Genomic DNA, 16,382 nt, shown 5'->3' with positions numbered 1-16,382 from the left:
ATATGTCCACGAATGATCTATTATTAAAAAATATTGGAGCAAACTCCCATTATCCTATTAACTTTGCAGAATTAGAAGAAGGAGCAAAACAAATATTAGAACCCGGTCCATTCGGATACATTCGTTCCTCTGCTGGTGGTGAAGAAACATATAAAAAAAATACAGAATCTTTTTTTAAGTATTCTATCATCCCACGTTTTTTAACGGATGTATCTACTTTAAATACAGAAGTCACGATTCTAGGCCATACATATCCCCACCCCCTTCTCATTGCTCCCGTCGGGGTGAATAAAATTGCACATGAAGATGGCGAATTAGCGGTATCTAAAGCTGCAGCAAAATTCGGATTTTCTTATATTCAAAGTACGGTATCCAGCTATTCTATTGAAGAAATTGCAGCCGAAACAAATGGTAGTTCTAAATGGTTCCAATTATATTGGTCTTCTCAAAATAAAGAAGTTTCCTTTAATATGGTAAAAAGAGCAGAAGCAGCGGGCTATGAAGCAATTGTATTAACAATAGATACTACGATGCTTGGCTGGCGAGAGGAAGATATTCGCAATCAATACTCTCCGTTGAAACACGGATTCGGACAAGGAAATTATGCATCAGATCCAGTATTCATGGCTTCACTTAGCGATCATTCTCAAGAGACTATCGTAAATAATATTCTAGAAAATATCTACCACCCTACTTTAAATTGGATGAATATTTCTGAGTTACGCGAGCATACAACTCTACCAATTCTAATAAAAGGAATACTTCACCCAGAGGACGCTAAACTTGCTGTTGAAAAAGGGATGGATGGAATAATCGTCTCGAATCATGGAGGACGCCAATTAGATGGTGTTATTGCTAGCATAGATGCCCTCCCAGAAGTCATCCGAGTAGTAAACGGGAGAATTCCTGTTTTATTTGATAGTGGAATTAGAAGAGGATCAGATGCAGTAAAGGCTTTAGCACTTGGAGCCACTGCAGTCTGTATTGGTCGCCCCGTCATATGGGGATTAGCTACTGGGGGCCAAATCGGTGTGGAACGTGTATTAGAGAACTTCCTACAGGAGTTTAGAGTTTCGATTTCGTTAAGTGGTGCTCGTAATTTAGAGGAAGTTAAAAATCTTCAGCTATTAAAAGATTAACGGAAAATATAAGGTGGTAGATAGACGATGGAACAAGCATTAAAAGGTATGAAGGTACTCGATTTATCGCAGGTTCTCGCTGGACCCTATTGCACAATGGTTTTAGCGGATATGGGTGCTGAAGTTATTAAAGTGGAAAAATTTCCAAGTGGTGACGACACTAGAAGTATGGGACCATATATAAACGAAGAAAGCTATATGTATATGATGGTAAATCGTAACAAACGCGGGATATGTCTTAATTTAAAAACAAAACAAGGACTAGAAGTATTATATAGACTTATTAAAAATGCGGATGTTTTTATCGAAAATTATCGACCTGGTGTTACGAAGAAACTTGGAATTGATTATGATACGCTGAAAGCTATAAACCCGGCGTTGATATATTGTTCTATTTCCGGCTATGGCCAAACAGGGCCTTATAAAGACAAAGGTGGCTATGATATTATGGCCCAAGGACTTTCAGGGCTGATCGATATGACTGGAGAAAAAGCTGGAAAACCTGTCAAAGTAGGCATTGCAATACACGACATTGCAGCTGCACAAACCGCCATCCAATCTATTTTATCCGCCTATATTTATCGGTTAAAAAAAGGTGTTGGACAATATATCGACGTCTCCCTAGTAGATTCTGGTCTCGCATGGACTGTGTGGGAAGCAGCAGCATATTTTGGCAAAGGTGAAGTACCACAAAGAAATGGTACAGCACATCGTGTTTCTGCTCCATATCAAGGCTATAAAACACAAGATGGATTTATACTTATTGGAGCAGGTAATCAGAAACTGTGGGAAAAATTTTGTTTACACGTCGTTCATAAACCGGAATGGCTCACGGACGAACGATTTTTAACAAATAGTATTCGAGCAGAAAATGCTAGCCAACTAGAAATAGAAATAGAGGAAGTTTTAAGCGAACACCACTCCTCCTACTGGCTAGATTTACTAGATTCAAGTGGCGTCCCTTCTGGACCTATCTATTCGTATGACCAAACATTGAATGATGAACATATTCTATCAAGAGAAATGATAGTAGATTATGTACATCCGATAGCAGGTCCAATGAAAACACTAGGTTTTCCAGCTAAATTTTCCGAGACACCAGGACAATTCAGAACTGCAGCTCCCCTACTTGGTCAGCATAACAAAGAAATACTTTCGGAGCTTGGATACACAGAAGATGAAGTAAGAACACTATTGTCCGATAAAGTTATGAATGAGTAATTGTTGTTATCGGTCGTTGTATTGCTTTAATGGGCTATGCGCTATAGTTTAAGAGCTATTTCCAAATTTTTATGGGCTATTAGGACGCTCTCAAAGTCTATAGAGACTTTTATGGGCTATCTCCAGCATTTTATGGGTTATATCAAAAGCGCAAGCTCCTATGTCAGCCCCGACAAGGGCTGGAAGAATAGCAATAAAGGCGTTCTTTGCCTTTATTCGCTAGTCTGAAGCGACTCGAGCGGCTATGCGCTGGAGTCTGGACAGAGATTCACTTGTAGAAAGTTATCTACATGTCAAAAATTCCATAATTTCCTAAAGTATAAAAAAAGACCGATTGCAACGTGCAATCGGTCTAAATAATTGGCTGCAATAGTGTCCAAATTACTTTTCCCTCTTCTGGACTATCGGGAGTGATAGCCCTAGAATGTGGATAGGCTAAAGCGGGAAGTTTTAAACGATAATAATTTGCCACGTAAGCATTATCTTCGCTTGCCAAATCATACGCGTCCTGTGTTTCTTTAGAAAAAAAGCTTTTCTTTTTCTCTATTGCCCAGCGGAACCAGCTAAAAAATGCATTATCTGAATCCTGGTAGTGACTCATTAAACTTTCCGCTTCCTCTAATCTATTTAAAGCGATTAGTGTGGCAACTGAGGGATAGCGAACCCCTTGATTGTCCGATGGATTTAATTGTAAAATTTTATTGAATAGATTAAAAGCTTCTTTAAACATTTTCTGCTCAAAACACCATAATCCGTATTTAAACAGGGCTCTCAAATAAGGTCTGTTCGGTAAATATCCCCATACGGACTCAAAATTCGGATCAAACTGTTTTTCTCCAATGCTAATCGCTTCTTCAAAAAATACAGACCGTTCCTTTTCATTATCTACTTTTAACAAGATTGCATCAATATTTTGAGGATCGAGCTCAAAAGCAAGTGAAGTTAGTCGTTCCCGTTCAATCAAATCCCTAGAAATATACGCCTCATATGCATACTTTTGTGAAGCTTCTTTATCATTTACAGGGTTAAATTCTTTATCTTTATAAATATCTATATATCTACTCATCTCTTTCTCATTTTTAATAGAAACCTTGCTAAGATGCATACCCATTTTCCAGTTTGAAAATTCTACTAGATTTGCATCTGTTCCTACTTCAAAGGCAAATACAGTATTCTGAGTTAGTTCTTCTTTTGAAATTTCATGCTCATAAAACTCCTTGAATAATTCTTCATATTTGTTAGCCGTAGTAGTTGAAACTTCTAAAAACGATGAGATTTCTTTCTTTGTCCAGATATAAGAAATGATAGAATTTAGCATACCAAACTGCAAGGCCCCTGCCACTAACGCAGTAGGTTTTTTAATCCCCTTAGGAATACCTTTTCTTTGAATATATTCGATAAAGATGTACATTAGCTTATCACTCTTGATATCCATTTCTACTAGACTACTATGTAAAATAGAAATTAGCTCCAGCTCTTCTTCACTAAATAGCTCCTCGATGGAAGTTTCTTTATCTCCTAAAATTACATAGCATTCAATAATATACTTATTATAAAAATCAAGTACTGATTCACTCTTGCTGTTGGTATATAAAGCCTTTACACGTTCAACAAGTGCTTCATCTTTCGCAGGGAATACGATTAAAGAATTTAATAATTTATAGTATCGTTCTTGTTGCCTGGAATCTAATAGAAAATGCCCAAAAATAAAATCTCCCACTCCTCCTTCGAATGGATTTGGAATTTCTATCATTACCTTTTCTTCAGAAAATACATCCACAACTTCCGCACTATTATTACTTATTTGCAAGATAGTTCCAAGGATTATATTAGGATTCATCCAACCTTCTAAAACAGTTTGAACTCTTGGTCTTTTCGATTTGGCTGATTCTCTTTCTAAATGCATTTGCCAAATATCTACACGATGATTGAAGTAATAACAATCTCCCATAATAGCACTCACTTTATCATTATCGAATCGATCTGATAAATATTCTTCTCTGTCACCAATCCACTCATAAATTTCGTTTGTTTCCTTTTTAGTCGGGTGAGCATGAAAAAAGTTTAGTAGCACTTGTTCTAAATCTTTATTTAGTTCTTCATCTATTGAAATAATATTTTCTTTCTTTAAACAACAAGCTTTATATTTTTTCCCACTATTACAGGGACAAGGGTCATTTCTACGAGTCATTTGTTAAACTCCTTTTCATCGAACCATACTTTCATATCGTTCCAATTTCTATTAGAATAAAAGACGTTCTTCGTCTCTACTATGAATTTCGTTGACTGTTAGAAGTGCATAAAATCGTTGGATTACAGCCTCATTTAAACCGTGCTCGTTTCGAATTTCCTTAATGTCTTTAGAGATAATCCGGAGTAAATCATGATCTCTTTCAAGTTTTATAACAACATCTCTTAAAGCCGGATTCTCCTCCACTTTTTCTTGGTAGAATCCTGATTCCTCAGCATCTGCATGGCTAATAACTCTTGTTTCCCAGTAATCTAATAGGTCGTCCGCAGCTAAATTTGCTGCTTCTAGCTCACGTGATCTCAATAATTCTAAAAAGTTATTCGTTTTTTGTATGGCACCTGACAATCCTCCTTCATGTATAGCATGGTGTGAATGCAACTGTTTCAATGCTGGTCCGGGTTTAGTCATTTTCATGCTCCTTTCTTATCCACCAATATAAGACATATTTATTTTTGTACGGTTTTTAGCAGTTTCTTCTGTTCTTTCATCTGAATACCGATCCGTTCTAAGCTCCCACACATTCTTGATAGCATCTGATAACTCATCATCTGTTGCTCCATTTCGTATGAGTTCTCGTAAGTCAAATCCATTTGTAGCGAATAAGCATGTGTAAAACTTTCCATCAGATGATAGTCGTGCTCTCGTACAAGACGAGCAGAAAGATTCCGATACTGATGTGATAAAGCCTACTTGAGATTCAGTTCCTACATATCGATAACGTTCAGCAACTTCACCAAAATAATCTTTATCTACGGGCTCTAAATCAAATTCTTGTTGTAGCATCGTTAAAATTTGTTTTTTTGTTATTACTTTTTCAAAACTCCAGGCGTTATCATTTCCAACATCCATAAATTCAATAAAGCGAAGAGTAATTCCTTGTTCTTTAAAATACTTAGCCATTGGAATAATCTCTTGATCGTTCTCATTTTTTTGGACGACCATATTTACTTTAACTTCAAAGCCAAGATTCTGTGCAAATTGTATATTTTCTAAAATGAAAGAAGATTTAATCCCTCTTCCATTGAGATTTCCAAATAAGTTTTCATCTAATGCATCAAGACTTATATTGAGTCTTGTTAATCCAGCATCTTTCAATTTTTGACCATATTGCTTCAATAATACTCCATTTGTAGTTAGACCTACGTCTTTAATATTGTCCAAAGTGAGCAGTTTTTTAACCAGTTCATCTATATTTCTTCGCATTAACGGCTCTCCGCCAGTTAATCGAATTTTTCTAACACCAAAACTTTCAAAGATCTTTGCTAATCTTTCCATTTCTTCAAACGTTAATAGTTCCTCTCGAGGTAAAAACACATAATCATCACCGAAAATTTCTTTAGGCATGCAATATGAACAACGGAAATTACAGCGATCGGTTACTGAAATTCGCAGATCTTTCATTGGTCTATATAATCGATCTTGCAATATATTCACCGACATACATTTCACTTCCTTTTCATAGTGGTTTATTTATATTTTGGAACACAGAAGCTGGATTATCACTAATCTGATCTGCAAGAATCCACATTGTACTTACAGTTGACATAAACTGCATTACACTAAAATTTTTGTTCATTAAACTTTGATATATTTTTTCTTTCAAACTTCCACTCCATATGCTTACAAGCGGATGAAATATTTCTCCTTGTTTTACGGCTTTAATGTCTCCAGTAGAACGATAAAGCATTAACCGTTTTAACTCTTCACTTGTTATAAATGGCATATCACACGGAAGCACTACAAATTGATCAGCTTTTATGTTGTTCATACCCGTAAAGATACCAGCTAATGGTCCATCCCCAGAAAACCTATGATCATCAATAAGTAGGGAAAGATCCTTTGGAAATAAAGGCAATAACTCTTCTCTAGTAATAATAATCACTTCATCACATACTTTATCTAATGCAGCATAAGACAAGTTATAAAAAAACTGATTGTTCCATGTTGCGAACGCTTTGGGAGAACCAAATCTCCTAGACATTCCCCCAGCAAGTAAAATCCCAACTGTTTTCATCAGCCACCACTAACCGGAGGAATCAATGCAATTATGTCTTTTTCTTCAATAATATCTTCTGGTAAAGCATATTCCTCATTGATAGCTACCTGGATTATTCCATCTGATAGTCCTTCATATTTACGTTGAAGTTCCTCTAATAATTGTTTTACAGTTTTTCCCGAAAATATAAACTCTTCTTTATCTAATCCAGTCTTTTCCTTCAAACCTGCAAAATACAATACAGTAATCATTTTAGCTCTCCTTCCACTATTGGCTTCTGTTTTTGTTCTCCTATCCATTCCTGACCATTTTCCCAAATTTCTTTCTTCCATATTGGTACAATTTCTTTTATGCGTTCAATTGCATATTCATTTGCCTCATAGGCGACCTTACGATGAGGAGATGAGACGGCGATAACAACTGCAATATCCGATATTTCCAATTTTCCAATTCGATGGGCTATAGCAACTTTAGTGTTGGGCCATTGTTCTTCAATTTCTTTCCCAATTTGAGCAAGTTTTTTTTCCGCCATCGGTATATATGCCTCATATGCCAAATAAATAGTTCTTATTCCCTTAGTCCATTCCCGAACATGACCCGTAAATACTGTTACTGCTCCAGCAGATGCATGTATCACCGCTTTTCTATAAGGTTCTGGGTCAATCACTGTTTCTACGATTTCAAATAATTTCAAGCTTATCTCCACCAATCCAATCTATTAACCATTCTTTTAATAGAACTGTATTTTCAATATGTATCATTGGATAATTTTCTATTTTCAGGTCACCGTGTACAATTACACAAACGATATTCGTCAGATACTGAAGTGTCTCCCAATCCTTTGAATCTCTCAAAATAACTACTTTCTCATAATGTTCCTGTTTGTATCCTTCTATGAAGATAACCTCGGGTTCACTGATTTTTGCTATTTGTACTAATTGCTGAAGCGTCCAATTATTCTTTGCTTGATGCATTTGAATCGTTTGATCATCTACAGCAATCGAGCATGTGGCTCCAGAAAGGAAAAACTTCATACTATCTGTTTCGCTATTAGGAAGATTTAGACCATTTGCATGTCCATGGTGCTTGATAACGGAAACTACTTTATCAGTTGAAATAAGTTCTTTAACCCAATTATCTATTAAAGTAGTCTTTCTACTATTTTTATACCCTACAACTTGTAAAATACTCACGACATCCATGAAGAAACACCATTTTCATTTCCCAATAATAGAACATCTACTATGTCACCTGCTACAAAATTTCTGGTGCCACCTGGGAGCACCATCAACGCATTACCTCTTGCAATCGACGACACTGCGTTAGATTTGTTAAAACCTGCGGGAGTAATAATTGCTTCATTCCCCTCAAACCTATACACACTTCGAACAAATCGAGTGAATGGATTAGGCTTTAAAAAGTCCTCTGTCAATTTTGCCTTTATATGAGGAGTATAGGGACAATTATTTAGCATCATATTTTCAATAGCTGGTTTTACAAACAATTCATAGCCCGTAAAACAAGCGGATGGATTACCAGACAGTCCAAACAGTAACTTACCATCTGCAAATGCTGCAGTTGTCACACTACCAGGACGCATAGCTACTTTGTTAAATAGTACCTCAGCCTGAAGTCTACGATAGATTTCTGGTAAATGATCGAAATCACCTACTGAAACTCCACCAGTAGTTATGACACAGTCAGTCTCCTCCAACACTTTTTTTACAAGTTGGAAACAGCTTTCTAAATCATCCGAGAGAGTTCCATAGTAACGAGATTCAATACCCCTTCTCTTTAACTGTGCTTCTATCATTGGTCCATTGCTATTACGAATTTTTCCTGGTGCTAATTCATCTTCTACCTTTAAAAGCTCTGTCCCAGTGCAAAGAATACCGACAATCGGTTTTTTTCTAACCTTCACCTTTGCATATCCAAAAGTTGCTAAAAGCGCTATAGTTCCAGGATGGATAAAAGTACCTAATGGAATCAATATTTCTCCCTTTTTCGAATCTTCACCCTGTAAAGAAATGTTTTCAAGCTGTTTAAATGGCTTGCGAATAGTAAAAATGTTTTCACTTTCTACTGTTTGCTCTAACATGACAACTGCATCTGCACCTTCTGGAATAGGAGCGCCAGTCATAATTCGTACTGCCTCATACCTTCCAAGAGCATGTTTAGAAACTTGTCCAGCACCTATATGATCTATCACTCTAAAATGAATTCGATTATCTCCACTGGCACCAATCGAATCCTCTGAACGGATCGCAAAACCATCATATGGCGAATTATTAAATGAAGGCACATCATGCATTGCAATAATTGGTTCTGCCAAAATGTATCCATAACTTTCTTCAAGAGTAATTTCTATTATTGGCAATGCATTCGCTTTGTCCATTACACGTTTTATAGCATCTCTTACCGCAATTGGTTTTCTGATTTCTACCATTTTTAACAACTCCTTCTACTACACATGCTATAATTTGTTTATCCCACTTGAAAGGATGTAAATAATGTCAGAACTTACACACTTTAATGAACAAGGTCGAGCAAAGATGGTAGATATTTCGGATAAAAACGAAACTACTAGAACTGCCGTTGCCGTTTCCTCTATCACTGTAAATGATACTATTAAAAGCCAAATCACCGATGGAACTAACAAAAAAGGAGATGTATTTGCCGTCGCACAAGTTGCGGGTATAATGGCTGCAAAAAATACTTCTACTATAATACCAATGTGTCATCCAATTCTCTTATCAGGAATAAATATTACATTCGAATGGTCTAGTAATGAAGAAAATGTAATTAATATCCGATCCGAAGTGAAAACTATCGGTTCAACAGGTGTCGAAATGGAAGCCCTTGTAGCGGCATCTGCTGCTGCCCTAACTATTTACGATATGTGTAAAGCGGGTGGCAAAGATATGGTTATCGGATCTACTATGCTAGTATCCAAAACTGGTGGCAAAAATGGCGATTATCAACGGGAAACTAGTGTCTAGTTTCTCGTTTTTATTTCGTCAATTCGAATACAATATGTTCAAGCTCCGGAACAATTAGCTTATTTACCGCTAACTTAATAGCTCCGACAGATCCTGGAAGAACAAACACAGCTTTTTCATTTACTACTCCAGCAACCGCACGACTAAGCATTGCTTTCGTTCCAACATCCTCCGTAAAACTTAGAAAACGAAAAAGTTCTCCAAAACCAGTAATCTCTTTAGTAAAGCTTGGTAATATCGCTTCAATAGTACAATCTCTTTTTGCAATACCTGTCCCACCAGTTGTAATTATGGCATCTATATTGTCATTACTTGTCCAAATTTTGAGTATAGCCTGAATTTCATTTATTTCATCCTTACATATTAACTTCTCTACCACATGTACAGATGCCTGCTCCAATAATTGAGAAATTAGTAATCCACCTTTATCCGTTTTCTCTGTTCTAGTGTCGCTTACTGTTAATATTGCAATGTTTAAAGTACGATTTAATGCAAATTGAGTTGACAATTGACTAGTCCCCCATCATTTATCCGAAAATTTCTGTATATAGTCTTCTACCTAGGTTTATATCTTTTATACCGTGTATTAGCAATCTTCCATCTGCGAATAGTACCATTCTATGTTGTTCTCGTTGGAATTCTACAAAGTAAGGGGTTCTTCTCTTGAATGCTTTAATACTTTTTGTTAATTTTTCTGCGTCTTGTAACGTAACTTTCCTACCTGGACTTGGTAAAACTTGAACCGCATCTCTTCCACATAACACAGCATATTGTGATTGCTGTTCTCTATCTAGAGATGGATATGTAGCATGTTCACCACATGTTTCACAAGTTTCTTTTTTAAGCTTCGAAATACCAATATCTAAAAACGTGTTATTCCAACAGTCAAAATGATGCACCTTTGAACGAATAGCTCCATCATTTCCAGTCAATAGTTTAAGAGCTTCTGTACATTGTGTAGCTGCAGTAATTTGAACTGCAGGAGAGATTATTCCAACGGTATCACAGGTTTCGTTGACAGTTGGCAAGACTGGTAGCAGACATCTGAAACACGCTGTTTGTTTCGGTATAAAGGGAAATATAACACCAGAGCTACCAACGCACGCTCCATAAATCCAAGGTATATTATGTTTGTATGCTGCATCATTGATCAGCTGTCTTGTTTCAAAGTTATCGGTGGCGTCCATAATTACATCTACTCTAGCAGCTAAATACTCTATTTGCGTATAATCTACGTTTTGTAAGTAAGTGTGCAAAACTATATTGGAGTTAATCGATTTTAATCTTTTCTCAGCCGCAACTACTTTTGGAAGCATTTCCACAGCATCTTCCTCTGTAAAAAGTTGTTGTCTTTGAATATTTGATAACTCTACATAATCACGATCAACTATATAAATTGTACCAACTCCTGCTCTCACCAATGTTTCAGCAATTGCAGAACCAAGTGCTCCACAACCAATAACCGCCACTTTTGCATCACTTAAATGTTTTTGACCAGATGCTCCTATATGTTTAAATAATAGTTGTCTTGAATATCGCGATTCCATTAAAACACTTCCTTTTAAGAAAAGCGCAAGCGTCAATGTTAGCCCCGACTATCGCTGGAAGGACTTTACGCAAAGGCGTTCTTTGCCTTTTCTAAAATCCTAAAGCGACTCGAGGGGCTAGGCGCTGGAGCTAGACATATACTGAGTAAAAAGCATATTTAAAATAGGGGAAGGCCCCCTATCTTTACGATTGGTTGCCCTCGTTGGTCCGGTGTTCAGTTATATCAGTAAAGGTTCCAACATATCTAACATCTTCTCCTGTTTCATCTTTAACTGCACTAATATTTAACCATTCCAAAAATACTTCCCCATTTTTTTTGGTATTCCAAATCTCACCTTGCCACATCCCATCTTTTTGAATACACTTCCACATTTCATCATAAAATGCTTTTTCTTGACGATTAGATTTTAAGATTCTAGGAGTTTTCCCAATAGCTTCTTCCTCACTAAATCCTGTCAATTGTGTAAACGATGGGTTAACTGTAACAATTGTACCAGCTGTGTTTGTTACCATAATTCCTTGACCAGTTGATTTGAAAACTTCCTGAGCTAATTTTAATCTATCTTGATAATACATAAATACTACTAAAACTAAACTTGCCAAAGATACAGAAGATAGTAGCATAAATCCTATTGAGTACTGTCCAGTTATTGAGAAAATCGTCGCTAATAATAGTGGTGGGAAAAATCCACCTAAACCACCCATCATCGAAACAATACCATTGGCAATACCAGCTTGTTTATTGAAATAAAATGGTACTAATTTAAATATTACACCATTTCCTATTCCTGCACTAATTCCTATAACAATACATCCAATTGTATATAGCATTATAGATGGAGAGAAAGCTAATAATATTGCAGCTATTGTATAAACAGAGAATACCCCCATCAATAGGAATAGCGGTTGAAATTTATCACCTAACCACCCACCAACTGGTCTAAAAACTGTGGCTACTGCGATAAATCCAGCAGTTCTTAAACCTGCATCGACTTTATCTAATTCAAAGTTACTCACTAGGAAATTCGGTAGATAAACAGTAAATGCCACAAACGAACCAAAAGTTATGAAATAGAATAAAGAGAAAAACCAAAGCTTATCATTTTTCCAAACACCTTTAATCTGTTCGATTATAGGTGTTTTTACTTTCACCTCATGTTTATCTCCAAGAAAAATATTAATAACTATAAATACTAATAGTAATATTAAATATAATTTAACTGTCAAAGACCAACCAATTTGAGTCGCAATCATTGGAGCTGCAAAAGTAGAAATAGCAGTACCTATATTTCCTGCTCCGTAAATACCATTTACAAAACCATGTTTTTCTTTCGGAAAATATTTAGGTAATGATGTAACACCTACAGAGAAAACTGCTCCCCCAACCCCTAAAAATAGACCCCCGATTATTAAATCTATATAACTTGAAGCTTCACTTATATAAAACACGGGGAACATTAGTAGTACAAAGCTAATAAGAAATACAAGTCTTGCACCAATTACATTTGCATAATAACCAAGCGGTATACGTAATATAGATCCCAGTACTACAGGTATAGCAGTCAATATTGCTATTTTATCAGCTGGTATATCAATATCTTCTTTAATAAATGGAAGTAATGAAGAAATGATTACCCAAATCATAAAGCCTAAAACTAAGTTCATTGTCTGTAACGGCAATTGGACTTTCTTTATCATTCATATCACCTTTTCTAATTTGGTATTGAATGATTCACGTATTGATTCCCTACTATTATTTTAACTAAAATATGAAAAGTTTCTAATAGGGGACTCCCCTTAACGGCCAAGGGTATTCCCTAAAAAGATTATATTAATGTAGTTTCTTGATTTTACGGTAATTACTGAATGCTCATTCTTTGAAAATGACTCCTGTTTTAAAGTTTAAAGTATGTATTCATACGATTGTTTGTTTACTTAACACCATCATTTTAACAATAGTAACCAGGAAAAATGAGGTCGGTCCATTAAGTTCAAAACCTGTTTCTAGCGTTTTCAATATCATTGGCAGGAACTAAAAAGTAATTCGCATCCACACTCAGTAATTATTTTCTTATATTTTAAGAATAATTGAATCATATTTTATCTTTACTTGCTCTCACCTTTTAATTACTTACTCCCATCTGTGGATTACTTGCGGTCGTATAGAATTTACTTGCTCAAAGCCTATATTTACTTGCGGACTATTACCTTTTACTTGCGGAATGGATAATTTCACCAAATTACTTTCCCATTTCACAGACTGAATGTGTAGAATTGAATTACTTTTGTTTTGTTCTCTATTCACGTGGGAGAATGCAAAGGATAGTGTTTACTTGTATTTCATCGTGTTTACCATTAAGCACAAGGGATTGAACCCGTGTCCATGGAAATCGATGTGTATTTTAGTTTTCATCACTCTGTGGTGAATTTAATACAAATAGAAAAAAATAACCCATAGAGTGAAATGAGTTATTTTAAACAATTAAAGTATTCAGTTGTTCTAATAATTTATCTTGGTCCACTGCTTTCATCACTCGATCAGTCATAGGAAACAATACAGATTCTTCTTTTACAAAATGAACCATTAACACTTCGAAGGCTTCACCTGCGTCCTTCGCTATTCGTTTCATATCATCTAGGCTTAAATGATCTATACCTGCTCTAGTATGATGTAAAAAATGACCTATATATGCATCTATTTCTTCATGCTCTGCTTCGATAGTTACTATTGGACCTTGTTCTGTTCCAATATAATGCCCTAATAACGGGAAAAAGAACTTTTCTTCCTTATCAGTATGATTTTTAAGAGGCTCTAAGAAATCGATTAACAGCTTACGTAGCGCCGAGAACTCTGCACGAGCTTCAATTTCCTCATATACATCGTTTTCAAAGTTTAAAACGATCGCATGCCATTCATTCATTAAGTGCATTAAATATTGATGTTCGTTTTCTAATATTCTCATAGCTGGAACGGGACTTTGGAAATTAGCATTAGCCATTATTAAAGACCTCACTTTTTAAAATTCTAATAATTTCTTTTTCAGTGCATACTCAACTAGCTCTGGACGACTTTTTAAATCTAATTTTTCCATTATTTTTGCTTTGTGTGCTTCTACCGTTTTTACTGATATAAATAGTTTTGCAGCAATATCTTTATTGCCATAGCCTTTTGCAACTAACGGTAGAATCTCTATTTCTCTTTTGGAAAGTACTCTAAATGGATCGTCGTCTACTATATTTTGATCTTTTTTTATGAATTCTTTTACGAGAGAAGTTGCCATTTTGGGATGTATATATGTTCCCCCTTTATAAACCATGCGTATAGCGCTCAAAAGTTCCTCATCTGGTGCATTCTTTAATATGTATCCCGAAGCACCATTTTTCAATACATGGAACATATACTCCTGATCGTCATACATTGTTAAAATAAGAATTTTTGTATCCGGAAAGTCTTCACTAATTTTCCCAGTCGCTATTAACCCACTCTCTCCAGGTGGCATACTCAAGTCTAGAAGAAGAATGTCGGGTTGATGCTTTGCGACCATCAAATGTGCTTCTATTCCGTCGGCAGCAGTTGCAACAACTTCCATATCCTCTTGATAGTTTAGTATCATTGAAAATCCACTTCGTACAACTGCATGGTCATCTGCAATAACAATTTTCATTCGTTTAGCGCTCCTTTAGTGGGATGTATAGTAGAACTTCTGTCCCTTTACCCATAGATGACATAATAGACAATTTACCACCTACTAGTTCAGCTCTTTCCTTCATGCCAAACAATCCTAGGCCAGTACCCTTAAATACTCTCTGTGAAGTGTCAAAGCCAATACCGTCATCAACAATTTTCAATATTAAATTATCATCTTTCTCATATAGTTCGACGTTAACCTCGTCCACATCAGCATATTTTAGTGCATTTAAAATTGATTCCTGGCATATTCGATAGACAACCGTTTCAATTTCATTAAGGAAACGTTTCCCTTTGATTTCAGATGTATAATGGACAACTAATCCATAGTTTTTTTCAATCCATTTAATATGTGATCTTAGTGCTGCTTCAATGCCTAGATCATCTAATGACGAAGGTCGTAATTCTACAGCCATATTCCTTATTTCATCTAGCAGTCTTGTTAAAGATGCTTCCATATGCTGAACTTTCTGGGAGACTTCCTCAGGACTTTTCAAATATTTCATAAGTCTTAAATCTACTAATGAACTCAATATTTCCTGTGCTACACTATCATGAAGTTCTCTTGAAATTCTTTTGCGTTCGTCTTCTTGTGCTTTAATTATTTGCTTAATCGTTGTATTTTTAAATAGTAATTCTCTTGTTTCAAGTAACTTTGTTAAATTTCTCAAAATAAGTACTTTTGTTCCTTTTTCACTATCAATAGTATGAAAACTTGCTACATAGGGAAGAACCCCTTTATCTTTCGTATCTAGATATACTTGAAATGAACTGAAATCTTGTTTTGGATCGGAGAAATAACAGTTTTCACAGGAAATTAACTCTGTTGTATTCGTATAGCCTTTACATGTTTGACAAATAGACCTTTCTTGACCTTCCAACATAGCATCTAATGCATCTGTATCTACTATTTCTCTCGCAATCGGATTCAAATGTAATAATTTATTATCTTTATTAAAAAAGAAAAAGGCTTCAGAACTGTTTTCGTACATTCCTATTAAGCTATCAACTAACTCTGAATGTGCATTATTTGTCAATTCTTAGCCATCTCCTTACCGTAATATTTTGGAAAATCAATATGGATATTATAAATTATTTTTTCAAATAATTCATACGTCATCTTATCCTCTTCCCTATATCCCAACAATAATACTCCTTGAACTTTATTTTTTTTATAAAGTGGCAGAGCACAAAAGCTTTTAATCTTTTCAGAAACAATTATTGGGTAATTAAACAAATCTCTATCAGGATACTCAGTCACAACATTTGGTACATGCATAGGCTTTCCAGATTTAAAAACTTGACCTGCAATACCTTTGCCGGATTGTAGAACAATTCTTTTCAAACGATTATTAATATTTCCAATAGCGTACTGCCATGTTAGCACATATTCAAGCTGTGCTGGTTGGATAAAGGCTAATGCCACTAAATCTACTTCATACTTGTCTTTAAAAGCGGTTATCACTTTTTGAAAATCAATATCATTTTTCATATAAATACCCCTTATGGATAAAAAAGAAGACCGAAGTCTCCTTTTTCT

18 protein-coding genes are annotated in these 16,382 nt (G+C 35.5%); 3 read left to right on the top strand and 15 right to left on the bottom strand.

Features of this window, described 5'->3' with window-relative positions; all coding sequences use genetic code 11:
* The first annotated feature begins 2 nt into the window (after positions 1–2).
* Positions 3–1,139: an alpha-hydroxy-acid oxidizing protein gene (locus MKY60_RS08835; RefSeq protein ID WP_340929547.1), complete on the top strand. Its 1,137-nt coding sequence runs from the start codon at positions 3–5 to the stop codon at positions 1,137–1,139.
* A 27-nt stretch (positions 1,140–1,166) separates the two neighbouring features.
* Positions 1,167–2,360, top strand: a complete 1,194-nt coding sequence (locus MKY60_RS08830) for a CaiB/BaiF CoA transferase family protein (RefSeq protein WP_340929545.1) — start codon at positions 1,167–1,169, stop codon at positions 2,358–2,360.
* A gap of 352 nt (positions 2,361–2,712) precedes the next feature.
* Here MKY60_RS08830 and MKY60_RS08825 read toward each other — a convergent pair whose 3' ends face one another.
* From MKY60_RS08825 to MKY60_RS08790, 8 genes are read right to left on the bottom strand one after another with little or no spacing between them, the layout of a single operon-like run.
* The gene (locus MKY60_RS08825; RefSeq protein ID WP_340929543.1) at positions 2,713–4,551 is read right to left on the bottom strand and encodes an SEC-C metal-binding domain-containing protein; all 1,839 of its coding nucleotides are present in this window, start codon (positions 4,549–4,551) and stop codon (positions 2,713–2,715) included.
* Positions 4,552–4,602: 51 nt separating this feature from the next.
* Positions 4,603–5,019, bottom strand: coding sequence for a hemerythrin domain-containing protein (locus MKY60_RS08820; RefSeq protein ID WP_340929542.1), 417 nt, complete (start codon positions 5,017–5,019; stop codon positions 4,603–4,605).
* 15 nt (positions 5,020–5,034) lie between these two features.
* Positions 5,035–6,051: a GTP 3',8-cyclase MoaA gene (moaA, locus tag MKY60_RS08815; protein WP_093494727.1), complete on the bottom strand. Its 1,017-nt coding sequence runs from the start codon at positions 6,049–6,051 to the stop codon at positions 5,035–5,037.
* Between the two features lie 16 nt (positions 6,052–6,067).
* Positions 6,068–6,625 (bottom strand): molybdenum cofactor guanylyltransferase, encoded by a 558-nt coding sequence (locus MKY60_RS08810; protein ID WP_241600290.1) that lies wholly within the window; start codon positions 6,623–6,625, stop codon positions 6,068–6,070.
* The gene (gene moaD, locus MKY60_RS08805; RefSeq protein ID WP_241600288.1) at positions 6,625–6,858 is read right to left on the bottom strand and encodes a molybdopterin converting factor subunit 1; all 234 of its coding nucleotides are present in this window, start codon (positions 6,856–6,858) and stop codon (positions 6,625–6,627) included. The genes MKY60_RS08810 and moaD overlap by 1 nt, the downstream gene beginning before the upstream one ends.
* A complete protein-coding gene (locus tag MKY60_RS08800; protein ID WP_340929539.1) occupies positions 6,855–7,301 on the bottom strand; it encodes a molybdenum cofactor biosynthesis protein MoaE in 447 nt (148 codons plus the stop codon). Before MKY60_RS08800 ends, moaD begins: the two co-directional genes overlap by 4 nt.
* The gene (mobB, locus tag MKY60_RS08795) at positions 7,288–7,809 is read right to left on the bottom strand and encodes a molybdopterin-guanine dinucleotide biosynthesis protein B (protein WP_245402528.1); all 522 of its coding nucleotides are present in this window, start codon (positions 7,807–7,809) and stop codon (positions 7,288–7,290) included. Before mobB ends, MKY60_RS08800 begins: the two co-directional genes overlap by 14 nt.
* Complete coding sequence (locus MKY60_RS08790) at positions 7,797–9,053, bottom strand: molybdopterin molybdotransferase MoeA (protein WP_340929538.1); 1,257 nt, start codon at positions 9,051–9,053, stop codon at positions 7,797–7,799. The genes mobB and MKY60_RS08790 overlap by 13 nt, the downstream gene beginning before the upstream one ends.
* A 64-nt stretch (positions 9,054–9,117) precedes the next feature.
* Here MKY60_RS08790 and moaC point away from each other — a divergent pair, with 64 nt between their 5' ends.
* A complete protein-coding gene (moaC, locus tag MKY60_RS08785) occupies positions 9,118–9,606 on the top strand; it encodes a cyclic pyranopterin monophosphate synthase MoaC (RefSeq protein WP_241600282.1) in 489 nt (162 codons plus the stop codon).
* 10 nt (positions 9,607–9,616) lie between these two features.
* Here the strand turns inward: moaC and MKY60_RS08780 are convergent, their stop codons facing one another.
* From MKY60_RS08780 to MKY60_RS08750, 7 genes are all read right to left on the bottom strand, one after another.
* Complete coding sequence (locus MKY60_RS08780) at positions 9,617–10,114, bottom strand: MogA/MoaB family molybdenum cofactor biosynthesis protein (protein ID WP_340929537.1); 498 nt, start codon at positions 10,112–10,114, stop codon at positions 9,617–9,619.
* 19 nt (positions 10,115–10,133) lie between these two features.
* Positions 10,134–11,153 (bottom strand): ThiF family adenylyltransferase, encoded by a 1,020-nt coding sequence (locus MKY60_RS08775; RefSeq protein WP_340929535.1) that lies wholly within the window; start codon positions 11,151–11,153, stop codon positions 10,134–10,136.
* Positions 11,154–11,337: 184 nt separating this feature from the next.
* Positions 11,338–12,852: a nitrate/nitrite transporter gene (locus MKY60_RS08770; RefSeq protein WP_340929534.1), complete on the bottom strand. Its 1,515-nt coding sequence runs from the start codon at positions 12,850–12,852 to the stop codon at positions 11,338–11,340.
* A 776-nt stretch (positions 12,853–13,628) separates the two neighbouring features.
* Positions 13,629–14,153, bottom strand: coding sequence for a hemerythrin domain-containing protein (locus tag MKY60_RS08765; RefSeq protein WP_241600277.1), 525 nt, complete (start codon positions 14,151–14,153; stop codon positions 13,629–13,631).
* Positions 14,154–14,171: 18 nt separating this feature from the next.
* Complete coding sequence (locus MKY60_RS08760; RefSeq protein WP_090561599.1) at positions 14,172–14,819, bottom strand: response regulator; 648 nt, start codon at positions 14,817–14,819, stop codon at positions 14,172–14,174.
* Between the two features lie 4 nt (positions 14,820–14,823).
* A complete protein-coding gene (locus MKY60_RS08755) occupies positions 14,824–15,879 on the bottom strand; it encodes a sensor histidine kinase (RefSeq protein WP_340929533.1) in 1,056 nt (351 codons plus the stop codon).
* A complete protein-coding gene (locus tag MKY60_RS08750) occupies positions 15,876–16,334 on the bottom strand; it encodes a GAF domain-containing protein (RefSeq protein ID WP_340879530.1) in 459 nt (152 codons plus the stop codon). The genes MKY60_RS08755 and MKY60_RS08750 overlap by 4 nt, the downstream gene beginning before the upstream one ends.
* Positions 16,335–16,382: the final 48 nt, after the last annotated feature.

Source organism: Psychrobacillus sp. FSL K6-1415 (genome assembly GCF_038003185.1).
Classification (GTDB): domain Bacteria; phylum Bacillota; class Bacilli; order Bacillales_A; family Planococcaceae; genus Psychrobacillus; species Psychrobacillus psychrodurans.
The sequence above is the reverse complement of the archived record's forward strand: the minus strand, read 5'-3'. Positions and strand labels throughout refer to the sequence as shown.

Coding starts and splice junctions, on each gene's coding strand:
- MKY60_RS08810 (WP_241600290.1), bottom strand. CDS start 6,625: ATGAAAACAGTTGGGATTTTACTTGCTGGGGGAATGTCTAGGAGATTT.
- MKY60_RS08770 (WP_340929534.1), bottom strand. CDS start 12,852: ATGATAAAGAAAGTCCAATTGCCGTTACAGACAATGAACTTAGTTTTA.
- MKY60_RS08760 (WP_090561599.1), bottom strand. CDS start 14,819: ATGAAAATTGTTATTGCAGATGACCATGCAGTTGTACGAAGTGGATTT.
- MKY60_RS08750 (WP_340879530.1), bottom strand. CDS start 16,334: ATGAAAAATGATATTGATTTTCAAAAAGTGATAACCGCTTTTAAAGAC.
- moaA (WP_093494727.1), bottom strand. CDS start 6,051: ATGTCGGTGAATATATTGCAAGATCGATTATATAGACCAATGAAAGAT.
- MKY60_RS08835 (WP_340929547.1), top strand. CDS start 3: ATGTCCACGAATGATCTATTATTAAAAAATATTGGAGCAAACTCCCAT.
- MKY60_RS08820 (WP_340929542.1), bottom strand. CDS start 5,019: ATGACTAAACCCGGACCAGCATTGAAACAGTTGCATTCACACCATGCT.
- moaC (WP_241600282.1), top strand. CDS start 9,118: ATGTCAGAACTTACACACTTTAATGAACAAGGTCGAGCAAAGATGGTA.
- MKY60_RS08790 (WP_340929538.1), bottom strand. CDS start 9,053: ATGGTAGAAATCAGAAAACCAATTGCGGTAAGAGATGCTATAAAACGT.
- MKY60_RS08775 (WP_340929535.1), bottom strand. CDS start 11,153: ATGGAATCGCGATATTCAAGACAACTATTATTTAAACATATAGGAGCA.
- MKY60_RS08825 (WP_340929543.1), bottom strand. CDS start 4,551: ATGACTCGTAGAAATGACCCTTGTCCCTGTAATAGTGGGAAAAAATAT.
- mobB (WP_245402528.1), bottom strand. CDS start 7,809: ATGGATGTCGTGAGTATTTTACAAGTTGTAGGGTATAAAAATAGTAGA.
- MKY60_RS08830 (WP_340929545.1), top strand. CDS start 1,167: ATGGAACAAGCATTAAAAGGTATGAAGGTACTCGATTTATCGCAGGTT.
- MKY60_RS08765 (WP_241600277.1), bottom strand. CDS start 14,153: ATGGCTAATGCTAATTTCCAAAGTCCCGTTCCAGCTATGAGAATATTA.
- moaD (WP_241600288.1), bottom strand. CDS start 6,858: ATGATTACTGTATTGTATTTTGCAGGTTTGAAGGAAAAGACTGGATTA.